Raw genomic sequence first — 15,439 nt, 5'->3', positions numbered from 1 at the left:
CAGATGAAGGATTTTCGTTTGTACGCCATTACCGGCGAGCAGTTTCATCCGGGCCGGGATTTGATCGAAGTGATGGAAGAGGCGATCTTGGGCGGCGTCGACATCATTCAGCTGCGCGACAAGAAGAGCGGCAAGGACGAGCTGCTGCGCAAGGCGAAAGCGCTGCGCGAGCTGACGCGGCGGCACGGCGTCACCTTCATTGTCAACGACCATATCGATATCGCGCTCGAGGCGGACGCCGACGGGGTTCATCTCGGCCAAGGCGATATGCCGCTGCCGGAAGCGAGAAAAATCGTCGGCGACAAAATTATCGGCATCTCCACGCACGCGATCGAAGAAGCGCTGCTGGCGGAGCGGCAGGGCGCGGATTATATCGGCGTCGGCCCCGTGTTTCCGACGAAGACGAAAGAGGATGTGGTCGCCCCGGTTACGGTGTCGTATGTGCGCGAGGTGGCGCAGCGCATCCGCATCCCGTTCGTCGCGATCGGCGGCATTAAGCTGCACAATGTGGACGAAGTCATCCGGGCGGGAGCGACGCGGATTTGCGCCGTCAGCGAGATTGTGGGAAGCCGGGACGTCAGAGGGACGTGCCAGGCGTTCCTCCGCAAGCTGGAACAGGGGAGGAAGGCGTATGGAACTGGTGATTAACGGCCGGACGGCGAGCCTGGAAGCGCGGACGATTCAGGACGTTATCGACCATTACGGCCTGGCGGGCCGGCCGGTTGTCGTGGAAGCGGACGGCGAGGTGCTGACGGCGCCGCAATGGGCCGATACGGTGGTGCGCCCGGGCATGAAGATCGAGATCGTGCATTTCGTGGGAGGGGGATGACGCGGATGATATCGGATGTTCTGCGCATTGGCGGCCGCACGCTGTCGTCCCGCTTTTTTCTCGGGACCGGACTGTTTCCCAACCCGCTTGTTCAGAAGGAAGCGATCAAGGCGTCGGGAGCGGAGGTGCTGACCTTCGCCATCCGGCGCATCAACCTGGAATCGCCCGAGGACGATTCGATTTTGCAGCATGTGCAGGACGGGGACTTTATTTACCTGCCGAACACGTCGGGGGCGAGAACCGCCGAGGAAGCGGTCCGCATCGCCAGGCTGGCGCGCGCTTCCGGGCTCAGCGACTGGATCAAGGTGGAAATCAGCGTGAACGAGCGCACGCTGCTGCCGGACCCGGTCGAGACGCTCAAGGCGACGGAGATTCTCGTCAAGGAAGGGTTTACCGTGCTTCCGTACACGTCGGACGATCCGGTGATCTGCAAGCGGCTCGAAGAAGCGGGCGCGGCGGCGGTCATGCCGGGAGCCGCGCCGATCGGCACGGGTCTCGGCATTCTCAATCCGTACAATCTGAGCCTGATCGTGGAGGAAGCGACGGTGCCGATTATCGTCGACGCCGGCCTCGGCTCCGCCAGCGATGTCGCCAAGGCGATGGAGCTGGGGGTGGCGGGCGTGCTCATGAATACGCCGGTCGCCAAAGCGAAGGACCCGGTCGGCATGGCCAAAGCGATGAAGCTTGCCATCGAAGCGGGGCGGCTCTCCTACTTGTCCGGAAGGATCGAGAAGAAGCGGTACGCTACCGCCAGCAGCGGACTGGACGAATTTAAGCTGACCTAACGACAGAAGGACGGGGAGTGAAAACGGGATGAGCGAGCGCATTCTGATCATGGGCGGCGGCGTCATCGGGTTGTCGTGCGCGCTTGAGCTCGCGCGACGCGGACGCCGGGTGACGGTGCTGGAGGCGAACCGCTGCGGCGGCCAGGCTTCCGGCGCCGCTGCCGGCATGCTGGCTCCATTTAGCGAGAATACGGACGGACCGGACGCTTTTTTCCAGCTTTGTTTGCGGAGCTTGCGCTTGTATCCCGAGTGGCAGGCGGAAGTGAAAAGGCTCTCCGGCCTGGATTTCGAATATACGAATTCGGGCAGCCTTTATGTCGCGTATCACGAGGCGGATATGCTGGCGCTGCAAGGCAGGCTGCTGTGGCAGCGGAAGTACGGGTCGACCGGAAGAATCGTGGAGGGCGACGAGCTGTTCAAGCTCGAACCGCTGCTGTCGCGGAACGCGCTGGCGGCGCTGCATACGCCGGAGGAAAGCCATTTGTACGCGCCGGACTACGTGCGCGCGCTGGAGCAGGCCTGCCGGAACGCCGGCGTGGACATTGCCGAACGGCTGGGCAAGGTGACGGTGGCGGAGCGGGGGAACGGGATTTCGCTTCGCGCGGCGGACGGCCGGCGGTTCGAAGGAGACCGTCTCCTTGTCTGCTCCGGGGCATGGGCCGGAGAGCTGTCCGAAACGTTCGGCATCCGGATTCCCGTGTATCCGATCCGCGGGCAAATTTGCGCCTACGAGGCCGATCGCGCGCCGACCGGGGCAAGGCTGGTGGAGCACATGGTGTTCTGCAGCCAGGGCTACGTGGTCGCAAAGGAGAACAACACGCTTGTTTGCGGCGCGTCCGAGGATGTGGCCGGCTTCGACAGCACCGTTACGGAAAAAGGCATCGAGCGCCTTCGGAAGTGGAACAAGCGGCTGTTCCCTTTTCTCGAGTCGCGGGAGCCGTTCCACCGCTGGGCCGGCTTGCGGCCTTCGACGCAGGACGGGTTTCCGCTGATCGGGCCGCTGGAGGGCGACGAGCGCGTGATCTTCGCGGCCGGACATTACCGGAACGGCATCCTGCTCAGTCCGGTTACGGCCAAGCTTGCGGCCGATTGCGCGGAGGGCAAGCGGCTGGAGCCGCTTTACGAGGCGTTTTCGCCGGACCGGTTCGGACGCCGGGCCTCCGTACATTTTTCTTGAGGAGTGGATCGTTATCGTGGCGAACGAACAGATGCGGCGTCCGGCCCGCGCCTTGACGATCGCGGGATCGGACAGCGGCGGAGGAGCCGGCATTCAGGCCGACCTGAAGACGTTTCAGGAGCTGGGCGTTTACGGCATGTCGGCCTTGACGGCGATTACGGCGCAAAATACGACCGGGGTGCAGGCGGTGTATCCGCTCAGCGCGGAGGCGGTCGTCCAGCAAATCCGTTCGGTCGGGAGCGATATCGGCGTCGACGCGCTCAAGACCGGCATGCTGTTCAGCAGCGAGATCATCGCCGCCGTGGCGGAGGCGATCCGGTCGTTCGGCTGGACGAACGTCGTCGTCGACCCGGTCATGATCGCCAAAGGCGGCGCCGAGCTGCTGCGGGAGGAAGCCGTCCGGGCGCTGACGGAACGGCTGCTGCCGCTGGCGGCGGTCGTCACGCCCAATATTCCGGAAGCGGAAAAGCTGGCCGGCATGAAGATTTCCGGCCAAGCGGACAAGCGGGAGGCGGCGAGGCGGTTGGCCGGATTCGGCGCCCGGTACGTGATCGTCAAAGGCGGGCACGACCCGGGAGAGGAGGCGGTCGACCTCCTGTTCGACGGGCGGGATTTCATCGAAATGGCCGGCCCGCGAATCCCGACGCCGAATACGCACGGCACCGGCTGCACGTTTTCGGCCGCGCTGGCGGCCGGGCTCGCCTCCGGGCTTGAGGTCGAAGCGGCCGCGCGGCAAGCCAAAGCGTTTATCCAGGCGGCCATCGAAGACGGCATCCGGATCGGCAGCGGCCACGGTCCGACCAACCATTGGGCGTACCGGCTCCGCGCGTCCTCGGCGGCTCGGAACCATTAAACGCTTGCTTGTCCTTGTCTGAATCGCCGCCGCCAAAACGGGCGCCCTTCGGCGTCCGCCCCGGCGGCCGGATCGCAAGCCGATCAATAAATCTTCCCGGATAACCAGAAGGCGATGCCGGCGGCGGCCAGAGCGGCGAGCGTGACGAAGACGGCATATCCGGCTTTGCTTTTGGTAACGGAATGTTTGTCGTAAAAATCGGGACTTCGGTTGAACAAGCCGGTCCACAGCTCGCCCGCAAGGTTAAGGACGACAAGCGCGAAATGTTTGATCAAGGTCATGGCCGGTGACGCACCTCTTTTTCGTGCAGGAATTTACAGGGTTTATTATATGTGGATGACCGATCCAATAAGCGGTGACCAAAACAAGAGAACCTCCGGCCCGGCGAGCGGGAATCGGAGGTTCTTTTCGTTTCGGGCGTTACTTCAGATTCGCTTCGAACCGAACGTGATCCTTGAGCCCGTATTCGATCAAATCGTACTGCTCCGCCCTGGGCTGCCCGTATTTGGGGGCCCTGCGCCACCAATTCGGCCAGGCGGTGCGGCGGCTGCGCTCGGGGTCGTGATGAGCATGCTGCTCAGCCAGTTTTGTTACCGTTTATGGTTTACGAAAGATTTGCGCGTCCGGTGACTCAGGATACCGCCCGGCACAGTTCGGCCCATTCGGCCGCAAGCCGCCGCTCGTTCAGATCTATACCGATCAGGACAAGATACGGCGTTCCGGGGTAGGAAGCAGGCTCCCAGGCGATCCGCTTTCCGGCATATTGCAAAAATTGCACGGAAGCGTGGCCTTCGAGGCGGACGTAGCCTTTGGCGCGAACGATCTGCCCGCCCCAGCGCTGCAGAAATTCTTCCAGCCGCTCCCGGGCCAACCGGCGCTCTTCGGGCAACGTGAGCGTTACGGCGCGAAGCTGCGAATACGAGCCGGATTCGGCAGGCCGATGGTCATGCGCCGCTGCCGGCGAATGCCCGGAGTGACCGTGCAGCACGGGAAAATGGGCCCGGGAAGGCTTTAGGCCGGCGGGAGCGATGCCGTCAAGCAGCGGGGCGAGTCCGATTTCGCAGCGGACGGCATGGACAAGCTCCGCATGGCCGTTATGCCTGCGCACGAAGGGCTCGATTTTGGCTAATTTGCGGGGCGAGACCAGATCCGTCTTGTTGACGACCAGAAGGTCCGCGCCTTCGATCTGGCGGCGCAGCGTTCGAATCAGCCGGCGATCGGACAAAAACAAATTGTTGTAATCGAGCGTGTATTCCGCGTCCAAAACGGTAATGATCCGCTTGATGTCGATCCGTTCGGCCAAATCCGGATGCGCGAATACGTCCGCGATTTCCTGCGGATCGGCCACGCCCGTCAATTCGACGAACAGAACGTCGGGGCCGGTGCGCAGCAGCGCCCGGACCGCTTCCGCGAGCTCGCTTTTTTTGTCGCAGCAGACGCAGCCGTCCAGCAGCTTCTCGATCGCCCCGTCGGTATGCCCGCTGACCGCCAAGCCGTCCACGTCCTGTTTTCCCAGCTCGTTCATTAAAATGCCGGGCCTTGCGCCCCTGGCCTTGACCTCTTGAAGCAGCCGGATGAGCAGCGTCGTTTTGCCGCTTCCCAAAAAGCCGCTCAGAATAAATGCAGGAATCGGCATGCGCGTTTTCCTCTCCGTCTGAATTTTGGATATAATATACTTATTATTCATGGCAATATATATTCCATTCCGGATTGGCGGAAAGGCTTGGCTCCGCCTGCGCAGAATCGGTCTGCCAACAAAGGAGAAAACGTTATGCGTTCGAAAGCGGTCATCTGGAAATGCGCCGCTATGGTCGCCCTGTATGCCGCAGCGATGGCCGTTTATGTCTGGTATACGTCGCCCAACCGGGTGCCGGAAGCGTACCGGGGAACGGCGGCCGATCCGTCCGTGTTTTTCAGCGCGGACAAGCTGCAGGCCAGCGAAACGTTAAATGCGCTCCGAAACTGGATTTTCTTTATGAGCGGCCCCTGGGAATGGTTGATTTATTTGGTTTTGCTCGCTGGCGGCGCGGCCCGCAACTGGAAGGACAAGCTTGAGAGAAGCGGACTTCCGCCGTATATCCGGTTTCCCGTCTTCGTGCTTATGGTGGATGCCGCTTCGTTTCTGCTTTATTTGCCGCTGCGGGTATTCAGCTTTGCCGTTTCGAAAGCCTACGGCATTTCGACGCAGCCGGTTGCGGGCTGGCTTCGGGACAGGCTCGTCGACTTTGCGGTAGGCTATGCAATCATGCTGGCGGTCGCCGCCGTCGCTTTCTGGTTCCTCTCGCGCGGGGGACGCTGGTGGCTGAAGCTTTGGCTCGTTTCCATTCCGTTTACGATCTTTATGATGTATGTGCAGCCGGTGGTCATCGATCCGCTGTACAACCATTTTTCCCGTTTGTCCGATGCGCGGCTGGAAAGCGAGATTTTGGCGCTTGCGGATAAAGCGGGCATCCCGGCGGACCGGGTGTACGAGGTCGACATGTCGGCCAAAACGAACGCAATCAACGCCTACGTCAACGGCATCGGCTCCACGCTTCGCATCGTGCTTTGGGATACGATGTTGAAGAAGCTCGACGAACAGGAAATTTTGCTGATCGTCGGACACGAGATGGGCCATTATGTCATGCATCACCTGGAATGGAGCGCGCTTGGCGCGATCGGCTCTTCGCTGGTCATGCTCTGGCTGGGCGGCCGCTTGTATACGTTCATCGTCCGGCGCCGGGGAGAGGAGCTGGGCATCCGGAAACCGGCGGACCCCGCCGCGCTGCCGCTGCTGCTGCTGTTGCTGTCCGTGATGTCCTTCGTTTCGCTGCCCGTCAGCAACCTGGTATCGAGGCAGGCGGAAGCCGCAGCCGACCGGTACGGGATGGAATTGGTCGGAAGTTCGGAAGGAGCGGTCACGATGTATCAGAAAATGGCCGTCGCCTCGTTAAGCGACGTCAATCCGCCGCTGCTTGTCCGCTGGTTCCGGGCGAGCCATCCGAGCGATATGGAAAGGATCGTCGAAGCTGAGCGCTTCGAACGTCGGCATGAATAAGATAGGCTTGTACTTGCTGGCCGGCTTCCGGACGGCTCCGCATTTTATGGAGCGATTCCGCGCGGTCCTGCACGCTTGGCTGGAGGAAGAAGGCTGGACGGTCCATTCGGAGCTGTTGTTTCCGTACGGAGACTGGTCCCGGGGAGCGGTGCGGCAGCTGTGGGAGATCCGCCGCGACATCAGGGCGGGTATGCGCCGCCGCCGCGGCCGCTCCATCGGCGGCGGACGGACGCTGGGCAGCCTGCTTGCCCGGGAGCGGCGCCAAGGCGAAAAAACGATCCTGATCGGCCACAGCGGGGGAGGGCTGGCCGCCCTTCATGCGGCGGAGCGGCTGCTAGCGCTGGAAGGGGGCGATCCTTGCCCGGTCGTGATGATCGGTTCCCCGCGCGTCCGCATTCCCGACAGCCTTCGCCGCTCGGTGCTATACCTGTATGCGGGCGGGGAGCCGGCTTCGCCGGCGGGTCCGTTTAAGCCGGCTGACCCGGTCTGCCGGCTCGGCACCTTCGGCGGCTGGACGGCCGGCTCGCGGCGTTGGCCGCTCTGGGCGGCGGACAAGCACGCTCCGGCGCATATCCGGGCGCTGCCGATCATCGGCGGACACGCGGATTATTTCCGCGAGCGGGAGCCGTTCGTCAACGCCGAGGGCCGCTCCAACCTGGAGATTACCTTCGATGCGGTCCGCTCGTGGCTGAAAACGGCGCTGCAGCCGGCTGCCGTCGACTGAAGGTTTGCGCGTTTTCAGGCATTGCGCCTTCAGGCTTGCGCGGTTTTCAGGCTTGCACGCCTTCAGGTTTGACCGCCCAGCATGGCCCGGGCGATCAGCTCGTACGAACGGAGCCGGTCTTCGAAGTCGTACGCGTAGGAAAGGATCATCAACTCGTCCGGCCGGTAGGCGGCCTGCAGCGCGTTCAGCCGCTGCTTGACCTCGGCGGGAGAGCCGACGATCATCGTCTTCTCCAGCGCTTTGTCCAACCCGGCGGCCGTATCGAGGTTCCGGGCGGCCGCATACGCCGTCGCTTCCTCCGGAGAAGGGAGACCGTCGCTCCCGGAACCGTCCGCCGTCTGCAGCCTCCAGATATACGAGCTCAGAGCCGTCTTGCGCGCCTTGTCCGCCGTATCCGCGCACACGGCCGAAACGGCGAGCAGCACGTACGGCTTCGGCAGCGAACGGACGGGTTGAAAGTGGCGGATATACGTGTCGATCGCCCGGTGCGCGTTGTCCCTGTTCATGAAATGGCCGTAGGCGTAAGCCACTCCCTTTTGGGCCGCCAGCATGGCGCTTTTCTCGCTCGTTCCCAAAATCCACGGCTCGGGAGGGATCGCCGGAAGCGGATCGGCGGCTAAAGACGCGTAAGGGTGGTCGGCGGGAAAATCGCGGTCCAGAAAGCGCAGCAGCTCTTCGAATAATTCCGGAAGCTTCCACACCCGTTCCAAAAAGCGGTCCGACAGCGCCATCGACGCTTCCGCCGGCCCTCCCGGGGATCTTGCGACGCCCAGATCGATTCGGTTCGGAAAAAGCGAGGCCAGCATATGAAACGTCTCGGCGACTTTGTACGGACTGTAATAGGGAAGCAGAATCGCGCCAGCTCCGAGGCGGATGGTGGACGTTTGGGCGCCGATGTAGCCCAGCATAATTTCGGGAGCCGAACACGCGAGCCCGCCGAGATGGTGGTGCTCGGCCAGCCAGTAGCGGGCATACCCGAGCCGCTCCCCGGCCTGGGCGAGCTTAAGCGCCTGCTCCAGGGCGAGCTTCGGCGGCCGGCCTTTGGTGACCGGGGCTTGATCCAAGATTCCAAGCTTCATGAGCGAATCCCCCTCTTGCGTTGCCGATGCTTTTTTTCCTAACTATAGCACAAATAAGCCGCTGCCGCGGGCGGGCTTGTCCTGTCGCGTGACGGAGCGGCGACGCTCGCATGCAGGGGCGGCAAAGGGGATTTGCCGGGCTTTGTCTCTCCGGCGCACGCAAGCCTGGATCGGTCGGTCCCGATCCGCGGCACGTCTCCGGCCGATAGGCGGCAGCCCCGTCATAGAATTGCTATTTCAGCAATTGCAGCGGGTTGTTCTGCTGAGTGCCGCGTTTGAAGTGCCTTAAAAGCAATTAAATTTCGCTTTTCAAACGAAAATGCCGAGTTCCGGGGTTTTAATTGCTATAAAAACAACTGCGTGGGCAAAGGAGCGGCGATCGGCCCAAATCGTTGCTTTTTAAGCAACTGCAGAAGAAGACGGGGAGCGAAGAAATCGGCGGGAAGCGTTTGCGGGAAGCAGGCGACAGGTGGACCTTTAGAAAGGTTTCCTATAATATAGAATTTGCAAAAAGCAAACTTGTACACGATAAAATAAAAGTCGCGGTTGAAGTTCGCGGGGAGGGACATTTTTGGCAAATTTATTGGAAAACAAAGTGGTCGTTGTCATGGGGGTCGCCAACAAGCGCAGCATCGGTTGGGGGATCGCCAAGTCTTTGCACAAGCAAGGCGCGAAGCTGGTCTTTACCTACCGTCAGGAAAGGTCTTTGGAGAAGCTGGAGGAACTGCTCGCCGAGCACAACATCGAGCCGCTGCTGAAGGTTTCCTGCGACGTGCTGAGCGACGAAAGCATCGAGAAGGCCTTCGCCGAAATCGGAGCGAAAGTCGGGACGATTCACGGCGTCGTTCACTCGCTCGCTTTTGCGGATAAGGAGGAGCTGAAAGGGGAGTACGTGAACACGTCCCGGGAGGGCTACCTGCTCGCGCAAAATTCCAGCGCCTACTCGCTGGTGGCGGTCGCGCGGGAGGCGAGAAAAATCATGACCGAAGGCGGCAGCATCGTCACCCAGACGTACATCGGCGCGGAGCGCGTCGTCAAAAACTACAACGTCATGGGCGTGGCCAAAGCGGCGCTCGAAGCCAGCGTCCGGTATTTGGCGGAGGACCTCGGCAAGGACGGCATCCGCGTCAACGCCATCTCGGCCGGACCGATCCGCACGCTGGCGGCCAAAGCGGTGTCGGGCTTCAACGATATCATGACGACGATCGAGGAAAAAGCGCCGCTGCGCAAAAACGTCGATCAGGACGAAGTCGGCGACGCGACGATGTTCCTGATCAGCGACCTGTCCCGAGGCATTACCGGCGAAGTGCTGCATGTCGATTCGGGCTACCATATCATGGGCATGTAATTTTCTGAATACCGGATACATCGACAAAGGGATGTCCTGTTTTAGGCCATCCTTTTGTTTTGCCCGCATGCACCGTTTCGAAGGAAGACAAAGCGTCCGCATGCGCATTTGCCGAATCTTGCGGCGAAGGATTAACGTGTCCGCTTGAAATTTGCCGTCGGGATTGGGACAATAAAAGAACGGCAGACCAAGGCCGCGGAAGGAGTTGAAAGGATGAACGCCATCCAGGTCGAACAATTCAAGCGGTTCAAAAACGAAATTACCCGGTTTTTGATGATGTACAAATTCGCTTTGAGCGAAATGGAAACCAAAATCGAAATCCTGCAAGAAGAGTTTCAAATGCTCCACGACTACAATCCGATCGAGCATACGAAGTCGCGGCTCAAGTCTCCGGAAAGCCTGATCAAAAAAGTCATCCGCAAAGGCTGCGACCTCTCTTTCTCCAGCATTCGGGCCAATATCAAGGATATTGCGGGCATCCGCATCACCTGTTCCTTTATCTCGGATATTTACCGGATCAGCGAGATGCTGCAGAACCAAAGCGATCTGACCATTTTGACGATCAAGGACTATATTCAAAATCCGAAGCCGAACGGCTATCAGAGCCTGCATATGCTGGTCGAGGTGCCGGTGTTCATGTCGGACCGGAAGGAGCAGGTATGCGTGGAGGTTCAAATCCGGACGATCGCGATGGACTTCTGGGCCAGTCTGGAGCACAAAATCTATTACAAGTACAATCAGGCCGTGCCGGCCAGACTGCTCCGGGAACTGAAGGAAGCGGCGGAATCGGCCACCGCGCTCGACCGGAAGATGGAACGCCTTCACAAGGAGATCGAGCTCATCAAGGAGATTCGCGCCGAGGAGGAAATGAGCGAGCTGGACAAAATGATAACGGACAAGCAGCCTTTTCAGCTTCCGCCCGCTTTGCTGAAGATGCTGGGCGACGGAGGGCCGCAGTAGGCCGGGCAGGGTATCCATGCCGGGCCATCCATGCCGGACATCCGGGCCGGATACCGGTCCCGGCTTTCGGGCTGGCACCCGGCCGTATGCAGCGCCCGCGAGCTTTGGCGCCCCCGTATGAAGCCGCGGACGCCAAGGTTCGCGGGCGCGCGTCTTATTCCGCAGCGGCGGCCGACAGCCCTTCCAGCGCCGGGAACAGGAGGCGAAGCTTGCGTACGGGCATGCCGAGCAGAATGGGGAACAGCGGGCTTGCTTCGTCCACGTTCGCGTTGCGGAGCGCTTCCCTGATGCGGCTGGCGCTGCGATCGTCCTCGAGCCACTCCTTCAGGCTGTGGTCCGGCGTCAGCGGAAGCCGGGTCTCGTCGCCAGAGTGGAAGAAGACCGTCGCCGACAGGCGGATGTCCCGGGAGGACGAGCCGACGAGAATGGCGAATACACCGGTTTCGACGGCGAACCTTCTAAGATGCGGGCAGTAGTGGGAGAAGGCGCGCTCGTCCAGCTCGACGGTCACCGTCTTCGTCTCGCCCGGAGCGAGCCCGATCTTGGCAAATCCCTTCAGTTCTTTGTCCGGCTTGGGCACCGAAGCTTTGATGTCGCGCACATACACTTGTGCGACCTCTTTGCCGGCGCGGGCACCGCGGTTCGTGACATCGAACGTTACTTGCAGGGTGCCGCCGTTTTCAAGACGGTCCGCAGACAGCCGCAGGTTGGCGTACTGGAACTCCGTATACGACAGACCGTGGCCGAACGGATAAAGCACATCCAGCTTCTTCGTATCGTAATAGCGGTAACCGACAAAAATGCCTTCGCTGTAGCGGACGCTGGCAATGTCGCCGGGAAACGACAAGTAAGACGGATTATGCTCCAGCGCGAGCGGGAACGTTTCGCTCAGCTTGCCGGACGGGTTCGTTTCGCCGAACAGGATGTTCGCGATCGCCGAGCCGCCGGCCTGCCCCGGAAGCCAGGCGTGGACGATGGCCCGCACCGAGCGCTCGAACGGCCGGAGGTCGATCGCCGATCCGCTGTGGGTGACGACGGCCACGTTCGGATTGACGCGGGCGACCGCTTCGATCAGCCGCAGATGGCTTTCGGGCAATCCGATATCCGCGCGGTCGTAGCCTTCGCTTTCGATTTTTTCCGTCGTGCCGACAAACACGATAACGGCGTCTTTGCCCTTGGCAAGCTCCGCGGCTTCCTCGATCAGCTCCTCGTCGGGCGATTCGTCCGCATAACCGGCTCCATAGACGGTATGCGCGAACGCAGACAGGGCGTCCAGCGGAATGTCGAGCTTGGCGGGATTCATATGGGAACTGCCGCCGCCCTGGAAGCGGGGGATTTCCGCGAACTTGCCCAGCACGGCAATATTCGCCCCCTTGGCGAGCGGGAGCAAGCCGCCTTCGTTTTTCAGCAGCACGATCGCTTCCTCGGCCACCTTGCGCGCCACCTCGTGATGGCGGTCCGCCTCGAGCGCCGGAACGTCGCGCTTGGAAGCGGCAATCTTTTGGATGACGCCGAGAATGCGCCGCACGTGATCGTCAAGCTGCTCGTCGGTCACAAGCCCGTTCCGGTAGGCCTCCAGCACTTCCGCGTCCCGGGCGCCGGGACCGGGCATTTCCAGATCGAGTCCGCAGCGGACGGACGCCGTTTTGTCCTCGACGGCTCCCCAATCGGACATGACCAGTCCTTCGAAGCCCCATTCGTTTTTCAATACGCCGTTCAGCAGCCCGTCATGGTTGGCCATTTGCGTGCCGTTCACCTTGTTGTAGGCGCACATGATCGTCCAGGGCTGCGCGTCTTTGACGATCATTTCGAACGGAAGCAGATAGATTTCCCTAAGCGTGCGTTCATCGACCTCCGAACTGACGACCATCCGGTTCGTTTCCTGCTCGTTGGCGACAAAATGCTTCACGGACGTCCCGACGCCGCCGGATTGAACGCCTCTTACGAAGGCGCTGCCCATGCGGCCGCTCAAATACGGGTCTTCCGAGTAATACTCGAAATTGCGCCCGCCAAGCGGCGACCGCTTGCCGTTGACGCCCGGTCCGAGCAGGATGCCGACGCCGTAATGCTGGCATTCTTCGGCTATGGTCCGGCCCGCTTCCTCGACCAGACGCTCGTTCCAGGTGGCGGCCATCGCCGCTTCGATCGGGAAGGCCGTCGCCGGCTTTGCGTTCGCCAGAATGTCTCCCGTCTCGTCGGAGCCGCTAAGGCGCAGTCCGTGCGGGCCGTCCGTCAGCACGACGGACGGGATGCCGAGCCGTTCGACGGCGTGCGTGCTCCAGAAGGAAGCTCCGGCAAGCAGCCGGATTTTCTCCTCCACCGTCATGTTGCGGATGATGGCTTCGATATCCATGTTTTCGCCCTCCGGCCAATCAAATTCAATGTATCCGATTTCACTATACAAAAATGGCACAAGGTGTGTCAATTTAAAATTGCACATCCTGTGCCACCGATTCAGCCGTTTTTGAGTCCGTTAGTAATGAGCGAAACCAGCATGCGGATATCCTTCAGGCCGTAGTCGTACGTCCGTTTGAAGATATCCTGCCGCCCGACAATGCGCATGATCAAGGCGAACAGCGCGTGATTGACCGTCAAAATGACGCTGTTCACTTCCCGCTCCGACATCGGGCGAACTGTCCCGTCGGCCATGCCGAGATGGAGCGCCTTGTGCAGCAGGCGGTAAACGTCATACTGCATCAGCTCGGGCGTCGTGAATTCATAGTCCTCGGCGTTTTTGAACACGCGGTCGAATTCGTTCAAATATTCGATCTGCGGAATGCGGTTCAGATAATGCTCGAGCACAAGGTCCAGCATCGCTTCCGTTTTTTGCAGTCCCGTCGAATCCGATTCCAGAACGGCCTCAAGGCCGTCCACCGTTTGCAGCTCCCGGAGAAAATCCTGCTGGATGTCGATCGCGATTTCTTCCTTGGTGTTGTAATAGTGGTAAATCGTTCTTCTGCCCATGCCCGATTCGTCGGCGATCTGCTGCATCGAGGTTTCATGAATGCCTTGGCGGATAAAAAGCCGCTCGGCGATTTGCTTGATTTTCGTTCTTCGCTTTTGCTTGATCGCGCTTTCGCTGGCCAGCGTCTGCTTTGCGGAAATGCCGACAAACATGGAGGTCACCTCGTCTTCGGTTCTAGACGGATCATACCATCTGCCGGCTGGGCGTGTCTAATCGAAACAAAAAGTCCGCGCGGCGGAGGCCGGCGGACCGAACGGTCGATCAACATATTAGTGCCCGGAAGCTTCCCGGTCGTTGGACAGCTTCGCGATTTCGAACAGCTTGAACAGCAGGCTGAGCGCGATCGCGACGACGGTGGCAAGCGCCATGCCCGACAGGGAGAAGTCGCCCGCGGTGATTTTGGCGCCGCTAAGGCCGGTCGCGAGCACGACGGTTGTCAGGAACATATTGGTCGGCTTGCTGTAGTCCACCTTCGATTCGACGAGCATCCGAAAGCCGGAGGCGGCGATGACGCCGAACAGCAGCAGGGAGACGCCGCCCATGACCGGAACGGGGATGTTGGCGATCAGCGCGGAGAATTTGCCGAGGAACGACAGCAAGATGGCGATGACGGCGGCGCCCCCGATCACGAACGTGGAGTAGACCCGGGTAATGGCCAGAACGCCGATGTTTTCGCCATAGGTCGTATTGGGCGTGGAGCCGGTAAATCCGGAGATGACCGTCGAAATGCCGTTGCCCAGCAAGGAGCGGTGAAGTCCGGGGTCTTTGGACAAATCCTTCTCGACAATGTTGCCGGTTACGATCAGATGGCCGATATGCTCGGCGACGACGACAAGCGCGGCCGGAACAACGGTCAGAATGGCCGTCCATTCGAACGATGGCAAAGTAAAGGTGGGGGAATCGAACCACGGCGCCGCGGCGACGGCATCCAGCTTCGTTTCGCGCATGAAGTACGCCAGCACGTAGCCGGCAACGATGCCGATCAATATCGGGATGATGCGGAAAAAGCCGCGGAACAGCACGGAGCCGAGCACGGTAATCAGCAGCGTCACCGTGGACAGCGCGATGGAATTGGGGTCCGGTTTCCAGTCGGCCGAGCCGTCCGAAATCCAGCCGGCCATTTTCGCTGCGGTCGGGATCAGTTCCAAACCGATGACGGCGACGATCGCGCCCATGGCGGCGGGCGGGAAGACGACGTCGATCCAGCGGGTGCCCGCGATTTTCACGATCAGGGCGATGACAATGAACACAAGCCCGGCCGCGATAAAGCCGCCAAGCGCCGCCGCATAACCCGTCCCGGTCGAAGCGTGGGAGCCGATAACCGCTCCGGCCGGGGCGATAAAGGCGAAACTGGAGCCGAGATAGGCAGGGATCTTGCCCTGGCAAATCCATAAATACAAAAGCGTGCCGATCCCGTTCATCAGCAAGCAGACGGCGGGATCGACTCCCAGATAAGTGGGGACCAGCACGGTTGAGCCGAACATGGCGAACAGATGCTGAAGGCTGAGCATCAGGCTTTGCCCGGCGGGCGGTCTTTCATGTACACCGATGGTGCGCTTCATTCGAGGTTTCCTCCAATTTCGCCTAAATTCGCAACATATCCTTGTAGATTCTACCGATTCTCTTCGGCTTAAGCAAGCACTTCCTGAGGATTTGCGAGCGCTGCGGCAGGGATGCCCGGA

The 15,439-nt window shown here is 60.8% G+C and carries 15 protein-coding genes; 9 read left to right on the top strand and 6 right to left on the bottom strand.

The window, feature by feature from the left end; all coding sequences use genetic code 11:
• Positions 1–3 precede the first annotated feature (3 nt).
• Genes thiE through thiD form a run of 5 tightly spaced genes read left to right on the top strand, consistent with a single transcriptional unit; the run spans position 4 to position 3,644 of the window.
• Positions 4–648 (top strand): thiamine phosphate synthase, encoded by a 645-nt coding sequence (gene thiE, locus F560_RS0105240; RefSeq protein WP_019004668.1) that lies wholly within the window; start codon positions 4–6, stop codon positions 646–648.
• Positions 632–829: a sulfur carrier protein ThiS gene (thiS, locus tag F560_RS0105235; RefSeq protein ID WP_019004667.1), complete on the top strand. Its 198-nt coding sequence runs from the start codon at positions 632–634 to the stop codon at positions 827–829. Before thiE ends, thiS begins: the two co-directional genes overlap by 17 nt.
• A 5-nt stretch (positions 830–834) precedes the next feature.
• Entirely contained in the window at positions 835–1,614 is a 780-nt protein-coding gene (locus F560_RS0105230) for a thiazole synthase (protein WP_019004666.1), read from the top strand.
• Between the two features lie 28 nt (positions 1,615–1,642).
• Positions 1,643–2,791, top strand: a complete 1,149-nt coding sequence (gene thiO, locus F560_RS0105225; protein ID WP_019004665.1) for a glycine oxidase ThiO — start codon at positions 1,643–1,645, stop codon at positions 2,789–2,791.
• A 31-nt stretch (positions 2,792–2,822) separates the two neighbouring features.
• Entirely contained in the window at positions 2,823–3,644 is an 822-nt protein-coding gene (thiD, locus tag F560_RS0105220) for a bifunctional hydroxymethylpyrimidine kinase/phosphomethylpyrimidine kinase (protein WP_033395854.1), read from the top strand.
• Between the two features lie 83 nt (positions 3,645–3,727).
• Here thiD and F560_RS0105215 read toward each other — a convergent pair whose 3' ends face one another.
• A complete protein-coding gene (locus F560_RS0105215; protein ID WP_019004663.1) occupies positions 3,728–3,925 on the bottom strand; it encodes a hypothetical protein in 198 nt (65 codons plus the stop codon).
• 350 nt (positions 3,926–4,275) lie between these two features.
• Positions 4,276–5,280, bottom strand: coding sequence for a CobW family GTP-binding protein (locus tag F560_RS0105205; RefSeq protein ID WP_019004661.1), 1,005 nt, complete (start codon positions 5,278–5,280; stop codon positions 4,276–4,278).
• Positions 5,281–5,415: 135 nt separating this feature from the next.
• Here F560_RS0105205 and F560_RS0105200 point away from each other — a divergent pair, with 135 nt between their 5' ends.
• On the top strand, positions 5,416–6,681 hold the full coding sequence (locus tag F560_RS0105200) for a M48 family metallopeptidase (protein ID WP_019004660.1): 1,266 nt from the start codon (positions 5,416–5,418) through the stop codon (positions 6,679–6,681).
• Entirely contained in the window at positions 6,674–7,405 is a 732-nt protein-coding gene (locus F560_RS22575; RefSeq protein ID WP_020621266.1) for an alpha/beta hydrolase family protein, read from the top strand. The genes F560_RS0105200 and F560_RS22575 overlap by 8 nt, the downstream gene beginning before the upstream one ends.
• Before the next feature lie 62 nt (positions 7,406–7,467).
• Here F560_RS22575 and F560_RS0105190 read toward each other — a convergent pair whose 3' ends face one another.
• Positions 7,468–8,484, bottom strand: coding sequence for an LLM class flavin-dependent oxidoreductase (locus F560_RS0105190; protein WP_019004658.1), 1,017 nt, complete (start codon positions 8,482–8,484; stop codon positions 7,468–7,470).
• A 571-nt stretch (positions 8,485–9,055) separates the two neighbouring features.
• On the opposite strand from F560_RS0105190, the gene fabI reads away from it, so the two are divergent.
• Together fabI and F560_RS0105180 are read left to right on the top strand one after the other, a co-directional pair.
• Positions 9,056–9,832, top strand: coding sequence for an enoyl-ACP reductase FabI (gene fabI, locus F560_RS0105185; protein WP_019004657.1), 777 nt, complete (start codon positions 9,056–9,058; stop codon positions 9,830–9,832).
• A gap of 213 nt (positions 9,833–10,045) precedes the next feature.
• Complete coding sequence (locus F560_RS0105180; RefSeq protein ID WP_019004656.1) at positions 10,046–10,792, top strand: GTP pyrophosphokinase; 747 nt, start codon at positions 10,046–10,048, stop codon at positions 10,790–10,792.
• Between the two features lie 154 nt (positions 10,793–10,946).
• Here F560_RS0105180 and F560_RS22570 read toward each other — a convergent pair whose 3' ends face one another.
• The 3 genes from F560_RS22570 to uraA form a co-directional block, all read right to left on the bottom strand.
• Positions 10,947–13,145, bottom strand: coding sequence for a glycoside hydrolase family 3 C-terminal domain-containing protein (locus F560_RS22570; RefSeq protein WP_019004655.1), 2,199 nt, complete (start codon positions 13,143–13,145; stop codon positions 10,947–10,949).
• A 101-nt stretch (positions 13,146–13,246) separates the two neighbouring features.
• Positions 13,247–13,909, bottom strand: a complete 663-nt coding sequence (locus F560_RS0105170; protein ID WP_019004654.1) for a TetR/AcrR family transcriptional regulator — start codon at positions 13,907–13,909, stop codon at positions 13,247–13,249.
• 117 nt (positions 13,910–14,026) lie between these two features.
• Positions 14,027–15,319 carry a uracil permease gene (uraA, locus tag F560_RS0105165; RefSeq protein ID WP_019004653.1) on the bottom strand — a complete coding sequence of 431 codons (1,293 nt, stop codon included), beginning with the start codon at positions 15,317–15,319 and terminating at the stop codon, positions 14,027–14,029.
• Between the last annotated feature and the right edge of the window lie 120 nt (positions 15,320–15,439).

The sequence above is a fragment of the Cohnella laeviribosi DSM 21336 genome (assembly GCF_000378425.1).
GTDB classification, from domain to species: Bacteria; Bacillota; Bacilli; order Paenibacillales; family Paenibacillaceae; genus Cohnella; species Cohnella laeviribosi.
The sequence above is the reverse complement of the archived record's forward strand: the minus strand, read 5'-3'. Positions and strand labels throughout refer to the sequence as shown.